18 protein-coding genes are annotated in these 20,743 nt (G+C 37.5%); 8 read left to right on the plus strand and 10 right to left on the minus strand.

Translation table 11 applies throughout. From position 1 onward, the window contains the following. The first annotated feature begins 79 nt into the window (after window positions 1–79). Together IEV85_RS22940 and IEV85_RS22945 are read left to right on the plus strand one after the other, a co-directional pair. Window positions 80–1,174 (plus strand): Fic family protein, encoded by a 1,095-nt coding sequence (locus IEV85_RS22940; protein ID WP_188467612.1) that lies wholly within the window; start codon window positions 80–82, stop codon window positions 1,172–1,174. A 3-nt stretch (window positions 1,175–1,177) separates the two neighbouring features. Further along, window positions 1,178–1,852: an HNH endonuclease signature motif containing protein gene (locus IEV85_RS22945; protein ID WP_188467613.1), complete on the plus strand. Its 675-nt coding sequence runs from the start codon at window positions 1,178–1,180 to the stop codon at window positions 1,850–1,852. A gap of 499 nt (window positions 1,853–2,351) precedes the next feature. On the opposite strand, the gene IEV85_RS22950 is transcribed toward IEV85_RS22945, so the two are convergent. Next, a complete protein-coding gene (locus IEV85_RS22950) occupies window positions 2,352–2,633 on the minus strand; it encodes a hypothetical protein (protein ID WP_188467614.1) in 282 nt (93 codons plus the stop codon). Between the two features lie 35 nt (window positions 2,634–2,668). Here IEV85_RS22950 and IEV85_RS22955 point away from each other — a divergent pair, with 35 nt between their 5' ends. After that, on the plus strand, window positions 2,669–3,286 hold the full coding sequence (locus tag IEV85_RS22955; RefSeq protein ID WP_188467615.1) for a hypothetical protein: 618 nt from the start codon (window positions 2,669–2,671) through the stop codon (window positions 3,284–3,286). Window positions 3,287–3,903: 617 nt separating this feature from the next. Then, the gene (locus IEV85_RS22960; protein ID WP_188467616.1) at window positions 3,904–4,326 is read left to right on the plus strand and encodes a DUF6943 family protein; all 423 of its coding nucleotides are present in this window, start codon (window positions 3,904–3,906) and stop codon (window positions 4,324–4,326) included. A gap of 266 nt (window positions 4,327–4,592) precedes the next feature. Here the strand turns inward: IEV85_RS22960 and IEV85_RS22965 are convergent, their stop codons facing one another. From IEV85_RS22965 to IEV85_RS22975, 3 genes are read right to left on the minus strand one after another with little or no spacing between them, the layout of a single operon-like run. Beyond that, window positions 4,593–4,823, minus strand: coding sequence for a hypothetical protein (locus IEV85_RS22965; RefSeq protein ID WP_188467617.1), 231 nt, complete (start codon window positions 4,821–4,823; stop codon window positions 4,593–4,595). Beyond that, window positions 4,820–5,227 (minus strand): DUF5675 family protein, encoded by a 408-nt coding sequence (locus IEV85_RS22970; RefSeq protein ID WP_188467618.1) that lies wholly within the window; start codon window positions 5,225–5,227, stop codon window positions 4,820–4,822. Before IEV85_RS22970 ends, IEV85_RS22965 begins: the two co-directional genes overlap by 4 nt. 11 nt (window positions 5,228–5,238) lie before the next feature. Beyond that, entirely contained in the window at window positions 5,239–6,012 is a 774-nt protein-coding gene (locus IEV85_RS22975) for a hypothetical protein (protein ID WP_188467619.1), read from the minus strand. Window positions 6,013–6,203: 191 nt separating this feature from the next. On the opposite strand from IEV85_RS22975, the gene IEV85_RS22980 reads away from it, so the two are divergent. Then, window positions 6,204–6,404 carry a hypothetical protein gene (locus IEV85_RS22980; RefSeq protein ID WP_229712704.1) on the plus strand — a complete coding sequence of 67 codons (201 nt, stop codon included), beginning with the start codon at window positions 6,204–6,206 and terminating at the stop codon, window positions 6,402–6,404. A 660-nt stretch (window positions 6,405–7,064) separates the two neighbouring features. On the opposite strand, the gene IEV85_RS22985 is transcribed toward IEV85_RS22980, so the two are convergent. The 5 genes from IEV85_RS22985 to IEV85_RS23005 all read right to left on the minus strand — a co-directional run bounded on the left by IEV85_RS22985 (window position 7,065) and on the right by IEV85_RS23005 (window position 15,334). Beyond that, window positions 7,065–7,589 (minus strand): hypothetical protein, encoded by a 525-nt coding sequence (locus IEV85_RS22985; RefSeq protein ID WP_188467620.1) that lies wholly within the window; start codon window positions 7,587–7,589, stop codon window positions 7,065–7,067. Window positions 7,590–7,987: 398 nt separating this feature from the next. After that, on the minus strand, window positions 7,988–8,932 hold the full coding sequence (locus IEV85_RS22990) for a thiopeptide-type bacteriocin biosynthesis protein (protein ID WP_188467621.1): 945 nt from the start codon (window positions 8,930–8,932) through the stop codon (window positions 7,988–7,990). A gap of 16 nt (window positions 8,933–8,948) precedes the next feature. Further along, window positions 8,949–11,795 (minus strand): lantibiotic dehydratase, encoded by a 2,847-nt coding sequence (locus IEV85_RS22995; RefSeq protein ID WP_188467622.1) that lies wholly within the window; start codon window positions 11,793–11,795, stop codon window positions 8,949–8,951. A gap of 42 nt (window positions 11,796–11,837) precedes the next feature. Then, entirely contained in the window at window positions 11,838–13,130 is a 1,293-nt protein-coding gene (locus IEV85_RS23000) for a putative HlyD family type I secretion protein (RefSeq protein ID WP_188467623.1), read from the minus strand. An 11-nt stretch (window positions 13,131–13,141) separates the two neighbouring features. Beyond that, window positions 13,142–15,334: a peptidase domain-containing ABC transporter gene (locus IEV85_RS23005; RefSeq protein ID WP_188467624.1), complete on the minus strand. Its 2,193-nt coding sequence runs from the start codon at window positions 15,332–15,334 to the stop codon at window positions 13,142–13,144. Between the two features lie 165 nt (window positions 15,335–15,499). Between IEV85_RS23005 and IEV85_RS23010 the strand changes: the two genes are divergently transcribed. After that, window positions 15,500–15,691, plus strand: coding sequence for a pinensin family lanthipeptide (locus tag IEV85_RS23010; RefSeq protein WP_188467625.1), 192 nt, complete (start codon window positions 15,500–15,502; stop codon window positions 15,689–15,691). Window positions 15,692–15,736: 45 nt separating this feature from the next. Here IEV85_RS23010 and IEV85_RS23015 read toward each other — a convergent pair whose 3' ends face one another. Further along, the gene (locus tag IEV85_RS23015) at window positions 15,737–17,689 is read right to left on the minus strand and encodes a lanthionine synthetase LanC family protein (RefSeq protein ID WP_188467626.1); all 1,953 of its coding nucleotides are present in this window, start codon (window positions 17,687–17,689) and stop codon (window positions 15,737–15,739) included. Between the two features lie 190 nt (window positions 17,690–17,879). Between IEV85_RS23015 and IEV85_RS23020 the strand changes: the two genes are divergently transcribed. Next, a complete protein-coding gene (locus IEV85_RS23020) occupies window positions 17,880–18,308 on the plus strand; it encodes a hypothetical protein (protein WP_188467627.1) in 429 nt (142 codons plus the stop codon). A 10-nt stretch (window positions 18,309–18,318) separates the two neighbouring features. Further along, window positions 18,319–20,718 (plus strand): YCF48-related protein, encoded by a 2,400-nt coding sequence (locus IEV85_RS23025; protein ID WP_188467628.1) that lies wholly within the window; start codon window positions 18,319–18,321, stop codon window positions 20,716–20,718. Window positions 20,719–20,743 lie beyond the last annotated feature (25 nt).

A 20,743-nucleotide genomic window follows, 5' to 3' on the forward strand; every position in this document is an offset into this window, starting at 1 on the left:
TTGTCTCATGTCCCATGATGGTACATATAACTTGTTTCATGTCCCAATTTTCGTATTTTTGTCTCACGTAATTTATAAAATGAAGAATATAGATCCCTCAAAGCCATTCAATGATTTACCTCTTCTACCCCCTCCGGTGGAAAAGGTGGAGACTATAGAAATCCTCAAACAGGAAAGTAAAGCAGCGGTTGCCCTTGCTGAGTTGAAGGGATTGGCAAGAACCTTACCCAATCAGGGTATTTTGATCAATGCCATTGTACTTAAAGAAGCACAGGCCAGCTCTGAGGTGGAGAATATCATTACCACACACGATAAGCTCTATCAGGCTTTAGCCGCCAAGTCAATGACAATTGATCCTTCTACCAAGGAAGTCCTTCGGTACAGGGAAGCCCTGCTCTATGGTTTTGAGGAAATTAAAAAGAAAGGCTTCCTGAATACCAATGGTATTGCTCGCATTCAGGCTATACTGGAAGAGAATGAGGCCGGGATCAGGCAGCTACCAGGTACTTCTTTGAAAAATGATCTGACCGGGAAAACAATTTATACACCGCCAGATGATAAGGAAGTAATCGTCAGACTGATGAAAAATCTGGAAGACTTTATTAACGATGAACCCGATGCAATGTCACCCCTGATCAGGATGGCCATACAACACTACCAGTTCGAAAGCATCCACCCTTTCTATGACGGCAATGGCCGGACGGGAAGGATTATCAACGTGCTTTACCTCATACTTCACAATCTGTTGGAAATACCCATGCTGTACCTCAGCGGCTACATCATAGACCACAAAGGAGCTTACTACAAATTGCTACAAGAGGTGAGGACTAAAGCCAATTGGGAAGGTTGGATATTGTTTATCCTCAAAGCAATTGAGGATACTGCTACAAAAGCCATTTCCCAGATCCACGGGATCAACGGCATCTTCAATGAGATACAGGATAAAGTAAAACATGAAGCCCCGAAAATCTATTCTAAGGATTTAATCGAGCAATTATTTGTCCACCCCTATACCAAAATAGAATATATCTCCAATGGGTTGGGTGTAGAAAGAAAAGCCGCTTCCAGATACTTAAAGACTTTGGAATCCATTGGAATACTGAAACTCGAACCTATCGGCAAAGAGAATATTTTCATCAATCAGCAATTATATGAACTATTGAAGCAAAGCTAGACCATGGCAAAAACTCGAAAATCCATACCCCAAAAAACGAAATCTCTTTTACAACAAGAGATTAACTCCCAATGTCCAATCTGTGATGATCAGAATGTAGATCATTTTGAAATTCATCATATTGACGAAAATCCGGAGAACAATTCCCCTGACAATCTTTTGATGCTTTGCCCGATTTGCCATTCTAAGGTTACAAAAGGTGACATTAGTGAGGAGGAGGTCAAACAAATCAAGAACTATCTTATGATTAAAGCTAAAGGCAAATCCAGTGCAAAGTCATCAAATACCATCAACATCAAAGGCAATGTGGCTAACTCTACAGTGGCCAATTCGATCAGTGCACAGACCATTGTTTATAAATCCCGAAGCAAACCAAAGATGGAATTCGCTGATGGTGCCATTGGTAAAAAAGCGGAATTGAAAAACTATGTGAAGCATCTGATTGACCGGTACAATGAATATAAGGAAGGAGATGTCGGTAAATCAAAGATGAATTATGCAGCTATCTGGGGCATTATCAAGAAGGAATTCAAGGCCAGTGCCTATCAAGTCCCAGAAACACAATTTGAGTCGTTATGTCTATTCCTTCAAAAGCGCATTGACAATACAAAACAAGGGAGGATTAACAGAGGTAAGGGTTACAAAAATTACTCAGAGTTCGATGACATTTACGGGTGACCTCCCCATACCCATGTGCCTCCAGCCTGCTCATTCCGCTGTGCTGCACTCACAAGCTTCCAGCACCGCACAGCAAGAGTAGCCCGTTATTCCATTCCGCTTTGCTTCATTCCATACCGTGCCACACTTGCTTTTCCCAACCCTGACCCCAACGCAGGAAAAGCGGTGTTCGTCTTTCGCCCTCGGCAAAGCATCATGCCAGGCCATCACAGCCCATTTTCTGAAAGTGTTATTTTTTCTAAGGTCAGAAAATAAGCTATGCTGCCCTTCGGGTGGCTATCGCCAGCCTGTCATGCTGCTTGCAGCTCGGTTGTCATCCTCACGGCAGCCTACTCTGTCTGCTTTTGCCGCTTCTCTACACTCTGCTATCGCTTCGTTCCGCTCAGCCGCAACACATCCACCGGCTGCCAGTGTTTTTGCTCGCCTGCGGGTCGCTGCGGGCTGCGGGCTGTCATGCTTTTTGCATCAACGCATGGTATCCAACCGCTAAGGCGATCGCTTATACCTGGCCAACGCACAAAGGCAAAAAATCACGCCAGCCTTTGTGTAGTTCCGCTCCATTCCGGGCTTTTGTCGAAAGTAAAAATACAAAAGCCCTGCATTCCACTCCACACATAGCCATCCCCCGCTGTTCGTTCCTCACAGCTTTCCGGTCTGGCACCCTTGCTCCACTCGCAGGACGGCTCGCGAAGCTTGTCTGTCGGGATGCAACCCGCTCCGTTACACTTCGCTCATTGCATCCGCCAGCCAGCCGTTTTTTGGTTTTCCTGCGTTCCCGCACTAAATTCAATTTCACAGTAAACAACTATTACTACTATGAATTGCAGAACCAGAAAGAGAAAAGAAGACATTTGTCGACAGTATTACATTCAACCAGTCAACTACATAAAACTTCTTAACGGTCAACACAAAGAAGGCTGTTGCGGGTCATTGGACGATAAGTACTATACATTTTCATACAAGCTAAGGGGAGATTATAAAGCTTCGCCTCAATACTTTTTTGTTGGTACACATTGTGCCAATGAATTTCTCGATATAACCAAACATGATCCACTTCCACTTTTTAATCCACTGGTACATGAACAAGAGAATCATTCTCCAGGCAATAGCCCTTCCTCCAGTTCCGGTGATAATAAAAGGTTACACCCATTTAACCAAGAGTTACTTACAGCTATCAATATGCTTTGTATATCCTGGGATATTATTCCTAAATCAGGCCTGGACAAGATCATAACTTTTACCCGAAGGCGGAGTGAGACCCCAAATTATAATGGTATTGAGTGGTTTAATCAAATAGTAGGGAAGGATAGACAAAGACGTTCGTTAAGAATAATGATAGACCAGCTCAGGGAGAACAATGAATTAAAGGATTTGAGGTTTGATGAATCGAACAACTACCTGAATGAAAGAGATATTGTAAATAACATCAATTAGAGCGGGTTCAAAATAACCAAAACATAAAGCAAAGTTACAGGCATGCGGATGTGAGAGCTTGCAAGGGTCCGCTTTGCCTGTTTCAAAAAAAAATCTCCACCCTTCAGGTAGTATTTTTTTTTCACAGCCCTTGCCGCAATCACACCGTTCCTGTGATGAAGGGCATTATGTTTAAGTTATTATTTAGAGTCCGTTGCGGCAGCCGGTGGTTGCTGGCGGGCGTTCGCACCTCAGGTCGTCCGTTCCATGCAGGCGTTCAGCATTGTGGTATCACAGATTATACGCTTCGCTTTCTATGGTTCGAGTTGTGCCTTTCAGAGCTTCCCTTTTAGGGGGGCTATTTTTTTTCTGGTGTCGGACAAAGAAGAACAAAAACAAAGAGTGCAGCTAAGTTAGGCGGGCCGCACTAGGCCGACCCTAATCAGGACCGTCAAGGTCAAGCCCTTCGGGTTTTTGAAAAAATCTCCACCCTACGGGTAGTATTTTTCCAAAAAACCTTGACCGCCCTGTCTATGCCCACCTGACAAAAGGCTTTCTCTTTTCTTTTTTTCCCTTTTTTCTTTTCTCTTTTGAAATGTGTGCGAAGCGCAGCGAGCAAAACTTTAAATGCTCGTACTATGCACAATTTTCAGATCAAAACTTATCGGGAAGGCTTCACTAGCACCAAGCCCCATTTCTTCATCCTGTCCAAAGGCCTGAATGCCGGGAAGCCACTTGAAACCCCATGCCCCAATTGCTTTGCCATCGTCACCGAATCTGAGGAGGCACGAAACTTTTACTTCTGGCTCTCTTACGGTCTTTGGCAAGCTCAGGCGTTTTCGCCACACCTGACCGGATCAGTTGTGCCATTCATAAGGATAGGTGATGCCAGAGCGGTATTGCTGGCTGGTCAGGAAAAAGCCATGAAAGATCGCAGGAAGTACTTGAAGTCCCTGGCACTCCTTCAGGACTTTGAGCAGAAAGCCAAGATCCTGCAAAAGCAGGTAGAGCTTGTAAAGCAGGTCAAGAGGGCTATTATGTTCCGGATGCTCCTGGAATGAAAAAAGGCCCCACGAGGAGGCCTTTTTCATTGAGAGGAACACAAACTATCCCGACAAGCGGGAATCACATCCCCTTCGGAGGTGGATGTTTTCTTTTGAACCATTGGAGTAACAACTTTAGCAGGATGGACACGGTAAAGCTCACTAACGCTCCGACAGCAGCCAAAATGCAGGTTTGGAGGATATCCCCGGAATTTATGTTCACAAGAACGCTCAGTAACGTGCCTCCGGCAGTTCCTGCTTTCGTATCGCCACCGCTAACCAGATTAGCCATCTTTCCTGGCCGGTTTTGTGCCATCCTCTACGGTCACCTGACTGACTGCAGTCAGTACGGCTCCACCTACTGTGAGGTAGCCGCCCAGGGCAATAATACCGGCCGGTAAACTGATCGGTGCAGCCAGCAATGCGCCACCAGCTGCCGCCAGTGAAAAACCTATCGTGCGGAGCACTTTGAAAAACTTTGGAGTTGGGGCTTTCGCCCTTTCTATGATTGTCATACGCTACTTGCTTTTTGAATAATGAGAAATACACTTTCGCCTTTATCCATGGCCTCAAACACAAGTGTTTTCAGCCTGGAATCGGCAATTTTAGATTCTATTCCTTTACCTGGCCCAACCACTTTTGAAACCGGGGCGATACAGCCCTTCAGTTCCTTCAGGGCGTCATTGGCCGGGTGGAACAGGATACCACTCCTGTTAGGGACGTTTTTCACCAGCAGGTGCCAACCCCGTTTGTCGGTATATCGCTTGACCAGCTCATACCTTCCTTCCGGGATGCAGGATACCATTCGCTGATTTTCCCTCCAGGGAAGCTCGATGGTGGAGCAGATTTGCTGCTCCCCATCGCATAGGTTACCGTTCGTTCCTTCCGGATGATGGTCTCTTCTCAGAATCAATTCCATCCGAACCAGAATTAGGTCTGTTGAGCGGCAGGAGCACCATCAATAGCCACCAACGCCAAGGCGTTGTAAGACCCGTTTTTCAGCGGGTAGAAGCTCCCATTCACTTCCTGATAGAACTCAACTCCAAAGGCTAGCAAAAGCGGTTTGGTGCTGTTTGCTGGCAACCCATTGGTCAGGTTTATGGCCACTTCGGCCTGTGGGCCAATCGCAATCTCACCGCTCTCGGAAGTCACCAAAGTGAAATCATCCTCCTCAAAATCAATCTCCGCCCCAGCAGAAACGAATTTCAGGTGCGTAGCACCCTGAGGAGCAGCGATGGTATTTTGGGGTACAAAGCCAGGCACATTGACCACAGCTTCACCTGTGGCCCTGTCAATGCTTGCATCGAAAGGCGCATACATGGTAGCTCCAAGGCGACCGTTTGCATTGAACTCAAAGCCCTTTAGAAGCTCCAGCTCGCCATCGAGAACATTCCGTTCTCCCCTGACACTGGTTGCATCCGCTTTGATGACCTTCACCATTTCCCTGGTCAGCCTAGAGGTCAATCGGCTGTCAGAGGTTCGCAGAAGAAGCGGCCTGAAGGCCGTTCTCAAAGTCCGTCCGGCTGCACCTGCACGGCCAAACTCAGCACCGTTTTCACGGGTTCTCTGAAAAGCCGGATCGTTCTGGATCCGGTCTTTGTCCACCCCGCCCTTTTCCCGGGCTAGGTAGCCATCTTTCGTTTTGTAAAAGGACATGTCACCGACCTTGCCCTTCAACTTGATAATCCCAGCTTGTCTTGCCATATCATTTGAAATTTTGATTCGTTGCTTCGTTGCAACTCTTCGAAAATCCGATAATTACGTAGGGCAGACAAAAGACTGGTTCCGGTTAGGAACATTGAATACCGTTTATTCCGATTGGTTCAAAATGAACTGCCAATGGCATTTCATATATTTACAGTACACAAAAGGCATAGATGAAGCATAGATAAAGTATGATCGAAACCAAAAGAGCCTGTATCTATCCAAAAGATGTACAGCGGATTACTGGTAAGAGTGAACGATACGGAAGGAAACTGCTGAAGAAGATCAGGGAGGAGCTCGCTAAAGACCCACACCAGTTTGTGAGTGTGGATGAGTTTTGCGAGTTCACCGGATTGTCAGCGACCATCGTTGAGCGCTACATCACCGATTGACCTGGCATAATAAGGCAGTCAAACGGCACTAAAATATATGACCCGTTACCAATAAAATTTAACACTTTTTGCCACGATTTGAACCTAAACAGCAGGCTTTTTTGTATATTTGTAAAGGTTTCGGAGTTCACCAAATGCACTCAAACCAGTTCGGATAAATTGAGAACTGAACGGTGAACCTGCTGAAATTTGTTCTTGTAACTTACTGATACATAAAGATTTGCATGGGGTAGTTGTAATCCTGCCACCCCGACATATAAGCCAGTAGAGCAATCTGCTGGCTTTTTTTATGCCGTTCTTTTTTGCTCATAAGTTGTGAGTTGCTCAAGCAGGATGAGAACCGAGGTTCGAAACCGGACAACGGCCGGTTCACGAGAGCCAGTGCGGCATGCCTTCACGCATATGAGCTAAATCGTAGCGCAGCAAAGATTCAAAAGAATTGGTTTTTGGCGCGCTCATTAATAAAAAAAAACTGCAACACCCCAACTAAAATTAACTCATTGGAAATGTGGCAGTTTTGAATAGTTAACTATATCCATTATCAGCAAAACGAAACTAATAACATCAATCTACCGGTTGCTTTTATGCTACAATTAGCTTTCCTCTCAGGTCACTATTTATTTTAGTGAACATTGATTACCTCGTAAATATAACCAGCCTTTAGCTATTTTCGCTAGGTTCAGTTTCCATTTGCTCATGTTCAGATTTCATTTGCTCATGTTCAGCTTTCATTTTTTCATGTTGTTTTACCAACTCATCATGATCCTCACGCATCATTTCATGCTCAGATTTCATTTTTTCATGATCCTCCTGCATAGCTTCTTTTGTGATCTCTCCTGAAGCATGCTTTTCCTCTAGTTCTTTGTGTTTTTGAATAAACGCTTCATGTTTATCAATTACTTCAGCATGGGAATCTATCATGGCCTGATGAGTATCCTCTATAGCCAAATGAACGCTATCTATTTCACCACTGCTCATTTCGCGATGAGTATCGATAAATTCCTGATGAGTGGCTTCCATCTCATCATGGATAGTTTCCATTTCCTTATGATTTGCCTCCATTTCATCATGTGCTTTAACAAGTTCCTTATGCTCCTCTGACTCAGATGGATTACTTCCGCAACCAGCAAGAACAAATACTGCTACTAAGGTTAAAATGGTTGTTAAATTCAAATAATTTTTCATTTTGTTGAATTTTAGTTATGGTTTTAATAATGGTAAAATATAGAAATATCTATGCAAGAAATAAAGAATACACATATCTTTTTTAACATTTTTGCATTGAAGTACAATTAGAATTGCTTAAAGAAAGTCAACTTACCTATTATCTGCTGTTTTGTGATCAATTTAGATCTGAAAAAAATTACACAAAAAATTTTGCCGGGTTTAAAACAGGAATACTGATAACGTAAATGCCAATTAACTGAAACTTGCATTTACCTAATTCAAACATAGGGCTATATGTGGTAAATAATTGACCATTTACCACTTTACGCGAAGGTAGAAATCAAGCTTTAAGTTAAATAATGTAAGTAATTTTATAAGAGAAGAGCAACCTTAAAATGTTTAAAGAAAATTTAAGATTAGCTTTCTAAAATCTTTAAGTTTTCGAATCCTCGCATAAGAATATAGGCTAAATATCCTTCATCTCTATTTAATATACCTAGCCTGTTATTAGTCATATGAACATAACTATAATATACATACCATCTTTGTTGTATGCAGCTGTCAATATTTAAAGTACCATCGTTTTTAAAATTCCCTGGTGTGATAAAATTATTATTTTTTTGAACCTGCTGAAGTCTATTAGAAATTTCTGCCATTTGATCAATCCACACTTTCAGCCACTGTTGTTCAATTTCAAATTTATTTTGTAAGGCCAACCATAATTTCTGAACAGAATTCATTATCGATGTTTTTTGCAACTCATAATTTTCAACAAATGCTTTAAGTATGATTTGATGGGAGGTAGAATTATCTGATTTAGGTAGCCACATCTCAAAGATTTTTTTAAAAAAGGTTTCCGCTTCAGCTAAGTCCATTCCTGTAGCATATGCAAAGCTTAAATGAAGATAGAGCCCTTTACCTAAAGCTTCATTATAATTCCATGTTTTATTGCTCTTCATTATAGAAAGTACTACTTGCGAAGATGCTTCAAATTGCTTTTCTGCAATCTCTAATGCTTGCTTTCCTCCATACCTGTCGATTTCTGCCGCATAAGGAATGTATTGTATACTATTGTTAGGTAATTGATTATCAATTAGTTTGGTAGTTAAATTCTTGGAGGGATGCATATTAAAATAATTTGTGAAATAACTATCAACATGCCTTCGTAATAATTCTGTGTTTTGGTTATCACATTTAACTCTTAATCTAATATGTGGACCTTGATGCCAATATCTTATGAAGAAAAACTCTTTAATTATTTTTTCATTTTTCATTTTTAGAACGAAGTCCCCTACTCCATAAACTAAAAAATTATACCATGGCTCGGTATAATACAAATGTACACTTACCCATTCTTTCATCGCTTTAAGGTTTTGATTAAAAATTATACCACTGCACCATAAATTCCGATACAATTTTTTTTCCTTCTACTTCAAGTAGTTGTTCACTTGAAGGTAACATTTCCTGAATTCGGAGCTTTGTAAATGTTTTATTGGTCATCTTTTCAAAAATATTGACCAGTAGAGGATTGTTAAAATTTATATATTGAGGTTTGTAGTCGTCTCTACTAAGATGCTTCCTTTTATCGATAGTTGATTGTTCAGTAGATCTAAGGATTGATACAAAAACTTCATCTGGAATGCCTTGCTCTTTTCTCCATATTTGCATTCTTGAATAAAATTCTGCGTTTGTTTCAGCATGCTTTCTGTCGGGTAAACCATGTTTAACAATTACCCAGCTTTTTCGCTGTAAAATAATCTGATCTTCATATACTACTCTGGGTAGAATTTCAATTTGTTCACTTTTAACTTTCTTACCTATAGTATTATTAGCTTGAGAGTTAATAGAATTGATCATTGGTTGAACACTCAAATATTCGGATAGTGTAAATTGGTCTAATAATTGAAAGAGTTTAGACCGGCCGCTGCGCGATTGAAATCCTAAATCATATACATAGCTTGCTTTTCCAGTTGGTTTATGTTGTAATTGTAACTCATAATCATCTTCCTTAAAAACTATATCAAAATCCTTTACAGGAATTTGAGTTTTTTCAAAGTGTATATTATTTCCTCCCGGACTTTGAATTTCATAAGGCATTAAACTTGGATGTATGTTGGCATTAAAATATGAAGCGTCACAATTTTCCAAGTGAAGTTCTCCATCAGATAATTTTAAATTCCATTTTCTTATATCATCACTGACTTGGTCGTTAAACACATGAAGAAACCGGCTCATCATTTTTCCATAGCCGGGGAAAGAATTATTTAATACCCCTTTAAGCTTATTTTTTCCTGTTTTATCCTTTTCTACATAAAACTGTATAAATGCTCCTAATGAGCCTCTTGATCTCTCCTTGGTGTTTTTAGGCTGAAAAAGAAGATTTGTCTTATTTAAGATTACTTCATTACTTTTATTTATGCCTGAGAATGAGGCTTTATGAAGAAAATTCTCTTTCCAGTTTCTTATATCCTCAAATCTTTTTTCCAAAACAGGAGGTATTTTTTCTACCTGAACATTTAAGCTCCCCCCTTCAGATTGTTTTTGTAAATCATTTAGCTCTGTGTGTTTGGAATCTTTTTTTAAGTTTTCTTGCAAAGCAAGCTCGGGTAATTTTAAATCTTTATAATATTTTTGATAAAATTCAAGTACACTAGGATGAGCTTGTTTTTCATATTTCTGTAAGAAATAATGTTGCATTTTTAATTTTTCAATGGTATCCCCTTTAAATAGTTTTAACTCCTGTAATAGCCCATCTAATTTGCTTACAAAATCCTGTAAACTCTCTTTGTCAAAAAATAAAGATGTGGACCGGGAAGTATCTTCATATAATAACTGCTCAGGTTTAAAATTGAATTTTGAAAGATTGTTATGAATGAATACACTTGGCCTTTCTTTATCAACTGGAAGGTTATTGTTGTTGGAGTTTTCCGATTTAGCATAAGAGTTATTGTGTTCTATAACTCTTTCATCTTCAGGCAAACCAACTGCTTTGTGAATTTTAAAACATACGTTTTTAAATTTACTATATACCTCTTTCAATATCACCTTACGTGCCTCAACTGTTGCTTTTTGATATTTTTGCATTAGTTTTCTTATGCTAATAAGGCTTTGTACAAGTTCTTCAATAAGGGCGTTGCTTTTTATAAGGGGGCCGAAGGTATCAATCATCTTTAAATCCCAATCTGGGTCAAGTCCGGATACCTGAAAATTATACTCCAAAAAACCAAGATTTACTAATTGCACTATATAATTCTCCACCTCAGTTTCGGTTGCATTTACCTGATCAATAGTATCATTGATAAGTGCTTCAAATCTTTTCCCTTGCTTATTTTCCTTTAATAAATCAAGTAAGAGGTTTAAAAAAGCATTTGTTGAAATTTGTTGGAAAGATTCAATATTATGAATGTTTGTGAGGTAATGAAAGTGATTTTCCTTAATCTCAATAGTAGGGTTAGGTCTTATATATATTTTTAAATAAGCAGGCCTGTATTGAATAAGTATGCTTTTCAGGTACTTAAATAAATAATTATTCAATCGCACATGGCTGGTGATTAATTCTTTGCTATCCGCAGGTTCAGTAAGCTTTATTAATTCTTCTACTTCAGATTTAGCCTCTGCCAATGTGAGATTTGTGAAACTACTAAATGGAGATGTTTTTGTGTAAATTCTGCTTAAATATTGTAATAAGCTAAGTTCTACTTTTATTTCTTTTTTGGAATAACCTTTTGGGTGTTTATTGATAATTTTCGGTATTTGATCTAGCAAAGTGTTACTTGATAGCAATAATCCATTTTGTAAATTATCTTTTAGCAATAAAGATTTGATATTGCCTCTTGTTTTATTGATTTCTTGATTATAAGCTATTTCAGCTTTCTCCTGTAAAGCCTTTTGTTCTTTTACTATTTGCAGATAATTGCCCCATTCTTCATTTAATTGGCTGTTAAATACGCTTCTTATTTCCGATTCCGTTTCTTCTTTTATTCGCCTATCATTATAGACATCTCGCCTGAAGTTTTGTAACAGATTTTGAATTTTTGAATCTTGTTTATTCTTTATGAAAATTTTTAAATTTTCGCAAAATTCTAATTTTGCAGTATTCCTTTTCTGATGATTTAAAAATTGAGAAGAAACTATATCTTTTAGTTCATGAAAACACATTTTTTCTGCAAATTCATTGAATGAACCACCAGCTATTCTACAAAGTATGTGAGGAAATAAATTCATATGATTAATTATTAATTGGTTGAAAGGTCAAGTTCTACTCTACTAGTTTGGACGATCTATTAGCGATTTAAAGCGATTGAAAATTCTTGAAATAAGTCGCTTATTCTGAGTAACAATTTCGGCACTTCCTTGCATCTCATGTCGAAATGAAAGCTTTTTACCATAGCTAGTGATTAATCCATTTGGCAAGCCAATCCTTACTGTGTAAACCTCATCTTTTGGTAAAAGTCCAATTGACTCTACCTCTCCGGTAACCATTCCATATTCATGGGAGGGATAATTTTCAAATCTGATATTTACTCTTTGCCCAACCTCCACTTTTCCTGAGCCGGAAATGGGCATCAAAGTATAACCAAATATATCTGTTGAATTAGGAATAATTGTCATTAGCTCTTCGCCTTCCTGAATGAATTGATTATTACTCCAATAATTTGACAATGCTACCTTGCCATCAATAGGAGCCTCTATTAAATATTGTTCCTTCCATTTTTCAAGCTCATTTTTCAGAGTTTTAAATGAATCTTTTATTTCATTTATAAGATTTGCTTCTTTCTCCTGTTGTTGAATATTGAGTTCTAATAGATTTGCTTCCAGCTGAGAGGTCGAAATCTGATTATCAATCATGTCAGCTATTGCTGATTCAAAAATCCTTTTCTTTTGCAGGTAATTATTTTTTGATTCATCGAAAGTAAGTTCTGATATTACTTTTTGCTTTAAAAGCATAGAATCGATAGTGTACTTCTTTTTAGATAAAGCTAACTCTTGAGATACTATATCATTTTGCTTTTTTAACTGCAGGTTAAGCTGTCTATAATTATTGATTCTTGATTGAACAATATTGATTTGCTTTTCATAAAAGTTAAGTTGTTTGTATAATGAAGAGCTTTTAAGCAAGCTTATAAATTCAATATAGCTATTTTGCAATGACCCTAAATTGAGATTTTCTTTCAGAGAATCTGGAGATAAACTGAATAATTTTCTGAAATCCATATTCGGATTATTGAACTTGTTAATCAAATAAAACACATCTTCAATATTCGCAGGATTTTCTATAGCAGCAAGAAAATCTCCTTCCTTTACTTTTTGTTGATCTTTGGAAAAAAAGAGTAACCTGCCGTTGGATCTTGCTATCATAGTAGCGGGTGCACTCTCTGTTGTGATAATAACCTTTGCTGAAATAGTATCAGGATATTTAATAAACCAACTTGCTATTAGAAGTAACCCTACTGATACAAAAATCACAGTTATACCCCACCTTATGATCCAGCCAGGTATTTGGCTCAACACCTCCTGAACCTCTTCGCTTCGCACATCTTCTATTTTATTCCGGGGCATACTATATTGATTTAATTACCTAATTCCAACTGGTTCTTAACGAGGTTAAAATATGCACCTCTTTGCAGAGCTAACTCCTGATGGTTACCCACTTCAATAATCTGTCCCTTATCCATAACTATTATTTTATCAGCATTTTTAACAGTGCTCAGTCTGTGAGCTACTACTACTACAGTTCTGCCTTCAAAAAACCTATCCAGGTTTTCCATTATTATTTTTTCATTATTTGCATCTAAGGCATTAGTCGCTTCATCAAAAAATATATACTCAGGGTTTTTATAAACAGCTCTGGCAATAAGAATTCTTTGTTTTTGCCCTTGGCTTAACCCATGTCCATCTCTTCCTATCATGGTATTATAACCTAAAGGAAGTGATTCAATAAAATCTTGTACGTTAGCTACTTTTACAGCATATATTAATTGCTGTCTATCAATGTTTTCATCATCAATAACTATATTTTTCGCTATCGTATCCGAAAAAATATACCCATCTTGTAGTACAGAACCACATTTTCTTCTCCATACTTTATTACTAAAATTTGACAGGTTTATATCTCCGAGCTTTAGCTCCCCGGAAGTAGGATTATATATTTTCAGCAATAACTTAACCAACGTAGTTTTTCCACTACCACTGGCTCCCACAATAGCGGTTATTTTGCCTTCAGCAATACTCATCGTAATATCCTTTAATACCTCAGGAGATTGCGAACCCTCATAACGAAAGTGAAGCTTTTTTATAAATAATGATTTATTTTCGGGAAATATGGAAACTTTATCCTCATTGCTATCTTCTTCATTTTCTTTGTCATGTATTTCAGCTAATCTTTCCAGACTTATTTTAGCATCCTGTACTGTATGAACGAAACCCATCAACTGAGTAAGAGGTGCATTTAATTGGCCTATAATATATTGTACGGCTAACATCATCCCCAATGTAATTTCACCATCAATAACTGATTTTGCTGCTAGAAATGTTATAAGTATATTTTTTAACTCATTTATAAAAATTGAGCCAGCCTGTTGATATTGGTTTAGTGAAAGGTTTTTGACATTTACCTGGAAAAGTTTAATCTGAATTCTCTCCCATTCCCAGCGTTTTTGCCTTTCTGCGTTATGGAGTCGTATTTCCTGCATTCCGGAAATCAGTTGAATTAATGTATTCCGGTTTCGAGCCAGCTGATCAAAAAGTTTATAATCTAGCTCTCTCCTCTTTTTTACAAAAACCAATATCCAGAAAGCATATAAAACACTACCAATTACGAACACACTAAAAATTTGAATGTCGTAGTAGGCTAACACAACACCAAAAACTAGAAAATTTAAAAGGGAAAACAACACGGTTAGAGTAGATGTACTTAGAAAGGTTTCTATCCTTTTATGATCATTTATGCGCTGCAGAAGGTCTCCTACCATTTTAGTATCAAAGAAAACCAGTGGGAGCTTCATCATTTTGATGAGAAAGTCAGAAATGAGAAAAATATTCACTCTGCTTCCGATATGAAGAAGTATCCAGCTTCGTATAAAATCTACTGCTGTTCTGCTAAAAAATAACATCAGTTGAGCAATCAGAATTAGATTAATAAAGCTTATGTCTTGATTATTAATACCTACATCTACTATAGCCTGAGTAAGAAAGGGAAAAATGAGCAATAGTATACTACCCAATAGCATTCCCAGTACCAATTGCACCAAGTATTTTCTATAAGGCTTTAAGTACGATAGTAAGAATTTGAAACTTGACTTACTTAGTTCACTATCGTCATCAGTTTTATAGAATTCAGGAGATGGTTCAAAAAATAGTGCTATTCCTGTTTCAGCATTATTCTTCTTGTAATTAAACCAACCTTCTAAAAATTCATTTTTTGAATATCTAATAAGGCCATGAGCGGGATCCGCCACAAAGACTTTATTTTTCTTAAAGGCATATACTACAATAAAATGTCTTTCACGCCAATGTACTATACAAGGCAAGGGAGCATGATCCATTAATTCCTTATATGGCATTCGTGCAGATAAAGTCCTAAACCCAATTGCTTCCGCAGCTTCACTTATTCCCGTAAGAGATACTCCTTCTCTTGAAATAGAGCTTTTTTGTCTTAGCCTTTCAAGAGAATAAGATTTTCCATAAAACTTAGCAATCATTCTTAAACAGGTAGGGCCACAGTCCATTTTATCTAACTGCTTGTAGAAAGGGAATTTTTTCATAAAAGTCTAAGCTCCAGATTTTGGTATTTCCCAAATTAAGTAATACTCAAATAAAAATGCAACTTGGTTGCGTTTATATTTCTTTTTTTCTACTTTTAAATTGTTGCAACAACGGGGATGCTGAAAACCGTATTAGAGTAAGCTTTAACCAAAATTTTTTATAAAATGAAAAATTCAAAAAGTGAAAAATTGAATCTTGAAGATTTGCAAGTGCAGAGCTTCGTCACAAGTCTTGACTCAGAAGTTGAAAAGAATGTATTAGGTGGTCTTGATACAGACCCATCACATACAACTATTCATACTGATCCTGTTCTTGATCCGGATCACTGTGCTGCAAAAGAAGTAAGAGCAATATAGTATCTCTTATATTTTATATTAAAGGGGCAGTTTATCTGTCCCTTTTTATTCAAAACACACTATTCTCCCCTCAGCAAAAGCTCTTACTTGATTTATTAGTAAGGTCTGGATTTTTTCTGTTTCAGTATCAACAATAGAATTTTCATTAGCTTTTAAGAAGTCTGCAACCAATTTACTTATCTGTATACCATCTTTCATTGCATAAAGTATTTTGTAAGAGAAGCTACTTAGAAAATGTTTTTTAGAAGTATTGTCTCTTTGATTTATAGAAATAAAGTAATTATTAAATTTTGTTTCTATAATAGAATCAATTAATAGATTATTATCCTCAGAAACCTTAAGAACAATATTGTTGCATAATTTTACTTTCTTTTTAACAATTTCAGACTCATCCAATTTATTTATTTCCTTTGTTTCTTGATGTAAGCAAGCATTTCTGGTGGCAGTATACAGGTAGCTAGTGTTATTCAAAAATATCTGGTAGCAAGTATGTTCAAGTTCAAAGGATTGCTTGAGATCATAGTGTTTTTCTCTATCGATTATTTCTTTTAAATACTCTATAAAATCCGTTGCTTTCTTATTATAATCTGGAATTAACTCTGGGAATGCATTTTTAACTCTTTCATTTAAAAGAGTTATTGTCTCAGGAAAATATTTTCCATAGATTTTCATTCTCAATTGCTCAACAGTGATATTAATTATACTATCATGCTCCAAACTATCATTTTTGTAACGCCCCTTTATTTTCGGAAATAGAATTGAACTTACTTTATCTGGAGAGAGAAATCGAAGGAAAAAGTATGCATATCCAGTCCTGCCAAGAAATAATCCTTCATCTTGTCGGTTTTGTGATTTGTTGGAGGGGTTAATATCGTTGAGGTTATCAATAATAGTGAAAGCCGCTTGTCTTGCATATTCCAGGTAAATTGGATTATCCAGATAGCAAAAAGCCTCTAGAAATAATTCAGCATTACCAGCTTTGCCATTAGCATAATTACATTTGGCATTAGTGATGTTATTTTGAATATCTGTCTCCCAGGTTTTTAATATTGCCTTTTCAGCTTCATCCAAATAATCAGTATTTCCAATTAAATGATGAGCAAAAAGCCTCACAACGCCTATACCTGCCGCACCATGGCTCCAACAATTGGTATCTCTTCCTTTTAAGAAATAATCCATATTATTTGACTTATAAGCCGTTATAGCCTTTTCTTGATTTACAACAAGTCTAAGATCCTCCCAATTATTTATATCTTTATTGTAGTACTCTCTTTCGTAACGAAACCCCTGCTCTGCCAGCCAATAGAACGCCTCGTTTTGAAAGTATTTACCTAAAACCAAGAAAACATATGCTATACCAGAAGCACCATGAGAGACTCCACAAAGACTGTTAATATTTTTTTCTTTGTAATCCCACTTAATACCTGTTTTTGAAAGCATTGCTGATTGGATCAATTGGTTAAGCTGATGTTCTATTAATGGAATTAAAATATCATTTTGATGAATAGAATGTAGGTATGTTAAAGAAAGCAAAATTCCAGCGCTTCCCCTTATTAAATCTGCCGACAAATCATTTCGCTTAATTTGTTCTGACGTTTCTTTTATTATAGATAGTGCCTCATCAAGATAGTTGGATTCTTGGGTGACCTCGTACATTTTGGTAAGCACAAAAGCAATGCCTGTATTTCCGATATGAAAAGCAGGATGCTTTATTTTAGCTGAAGCGGCATAGTTTTTAATCCAACTACTACCTCTTTTTGCTGCATTCATGTATTTTATATTACCAGTAAATTGATATAATTCAATGAAGAATAAAGTAATACCAGCACTTCCTGTAAATAATGTTCCATTACTTTGCCAATGCATTCCTATCATTGACACTTCCTCAGTCTCCCAATAAATCCCTTTTTCATCCTCTTTTGCATTAGCTAAAATGTTGTTAGCTAAAGAAATAAGTGCTTCATATATAGAGCTATCACCACGGGTAGAATTCTTCATATTTTTTTCAATAAAATAACCGCAACTTTGTTGCATTTGCAAATTTATTTATATTATTTGCAATGGAGTTGCTTTAGTTAATCTATTAACTAACTGTAATTTATTAATCATTTAGGCATTTGAATTACCAACTAAAGCTTCTTACTGTTTTCAAACATCATATACTATACAACCACTAAATAAAATTTACATGAAAAAAAGGATTACCAGATTTTTAATGATTCTTCTGCCGATCATTATTTGCGCTTCTTGCAAAGATGATGACGAAAGTTTAAGCAATGAAGAGGTTCAATTTCAGGCGCTTTTAGGAACATGGGAAGTAGTTGAAGAGGGAGCTGTTACCAGAGATAATATCAAATCTAATCAATGGCTAGGTTTTTCTATAACCATTGGAGAGAATAGATACACAACAACCAACACATACCCTGAAGTGTGGCCAACCGAAGGGGTATGGTCTTTTGTAGAGGGGAATTTTAACAAAATACAAAGAGCAGACGGAACCATTATTGACATAGAAGTAAACGTAACCACCTTAATCATGAGTTTTGTCAAAAAGGAGGGGAATCCGCAAAATAGAGGGGAAACAGGCAACTACATGTTCAAACTAACCAAACAGTAAACTTTAAAACATGATGAAAATTTTACGCACATTTTACAAATTAATGTCCATAATGCTTTTGCAAGTTTGCCCAATACAGCTATTACTTGCTCAAGTAGAACTAGTATGGCAAAACCCTTCCACTACTACCTCTTTTTTTTACGGGTTGGATGTTTTGGATGAAAATACATTATTTATTGCAGGAAACAGGGATAGTCAATTTTTGAAATCTACTAATGGTGGAGAAGATTGGGAAATCACCGGATTTGAAGGAGAAGGTTTATGGGCCGTTGATTTCGTTAATGCCAGTACAGGATACATGGTAACGGATGCTGGCAATATTTATAAATCTACAGATGGTGGTAGTTCTTTTACAGCTTTAAACACAGGCATTAGTGACGGAAGGTTCTGGGATGTTCAATTTATCGATGAGAATAAGGGTTGGGTAGTTGGTAGAGGGTCTGATTTTCCGGTAATACTATATACTGAAGATGGTGGTACAACGTGGACACAACAAGAGCATAACTCTTTTAGCGGTAGTGGATTTACTACAGTGTTCTTTTTAAATGAAAACATCGGTTGGATCGGTGGTTATGAATATGAAATTTTCAAAACTACAGATGGAGGAAACACGTGGGTAAAACAAACCACAACTGAGCCTGACCAGGGATTTGCTTTCTTTACTTCAATGCAATTTCAAGATGAAAATATTGGTTATGCCACTACCACAATTTTCCAAAGCTCAACTGTGCGCAAAATTATTAAAACTACTGATGGTGGGGAAACCTGGGAGCCTACAGCTGATCAAACTACTATGAGCTATGTAGGAGGATTACATTTTTTTGATGCTGAGCATGGTTATATAGCTGGTAGAAGTAAGATTATGGAAACTACTAATGGCGGTGACTCATGGGAGGAAATTTATGCGGCTCCCGGAGGAGAATCACTACTAAATATGGTCTTCTTAAATGATAACATAGGCTACGCAATAGGTTCCGCAGGTTTAATCCTAAAATCAACTGATGGAGGATTGAATTGGGAGTCAAAAAGGGATGGAGTAGTGACTACTTTAAGGTCAGTTGAATTTACCAGCTATACAGAGGGGTATGCAGTAGGAAATGCAGGAACGATTTTGAGTACCACAAATGGTGGCAATGAATGGTTACCACAGTCCGCAAACACCGAAAACACACTTAACTCTCTGGTATTTAGTGATGAAAATACAGGTTGGGCTGTTGGTAATGAGGGCACTATTTTGAAAACAACTGATAAAGGAGGTAATTGGACTCCTCAAGAAAGTGGCACTAGCAAACATCTTCGTAGTGTGTTTTTCACCAGTAACGAGAGGGGTTGGGCTGTAGGCGACTCTTTGGGGGCCATTTCTGCAACTACAGATGGTGGAGCCACCTGGAGCTTCCAAAATAGCAATACAGAAACTGTTTTAAGATCGGTATATTTTACCGATAACAATACGGGATGGGCTGTAGGTGATGACGGTTCAATTGTAAACACTGTTGATGGAGGTAGTAGTTGGAATATTCAGACTAGTGAAAGTGAGGCAACACTGAATTCTGTGTTCTTTATCAATGAGAATAGTGGATGGGCTGTGGGTAATGTAGGTGAAATTCTGCATACGATAGATGGTGGAGAAAATTGGACTCCTCAAACAAGTCCGGTAGAGTATATAAACGATGACATATATTTACCTGTTGATTTATATGAAGTTCAATTCCTTGATGACACAACAGGTTTTATAACTGGTAGGCAGGGAATCGTTTTATTTACTTCCGATGGGGGAGAAAATTGGGCTATTGAACAAGATTTAGCAGGAACATTTTATGGCCTTGATTTTTTAACTGTTAATTCAGGTTGGCTCGTTGGTTCTAGTGGAGCAATACTAAAATACTATAACGCTCTGAATATCTTTAGTTTTACGCCTGAAGAAGGTCGTAAAGGTGATTTGGTTACTATTACAGGATCTGCTTTTACAGGTGCCATCTCAGTTAAATTTGGAGATGTAGATGCTGAATTCACAGTAGAAAATAATACAACTATAGTGGCTACTGTACCAGATGGATTGGCAAGTGGAGCTATCTCCGTAACTACACCTGAAGGTACCGCAGTAAGTGCCACTAACTTCACTACTCAGATTGCACTGGGAGCCGAAGAAAAACTGAATAACTCCCTAAGCATTTATCCGAATCCATCAGAAAGCTACTTTACGATAGCCGTTAATGGATTGCCAATAGAAGAAAATTTGCATATTAATCTTTATAATATGCAAGGGCGTATAGTGCAAAAAGATGTTATAAACCTTAAGCAGGGTGAAATATCTAAAACTTATCATACTTCTTCATTAGCTGAAGGCATGTATATTCTTAATGTTAATTTCGGTAAGTCATCAATACAAAGAAAAATTTTGATAAAATAACAAATAAAGAAGACCGACTTATTTT

It is taken from the genome of Marivirga lumbricoides (genome assembly GCF_014636295.1).
In the GTDB taxonomy this organism is placed as follows: domain Bacteria; phylum Bacteroidota; class Bacteroidia; order Cytophagales; family Cyclobacteriaceae; genus Marivirga; species Marivirga lumbricoides.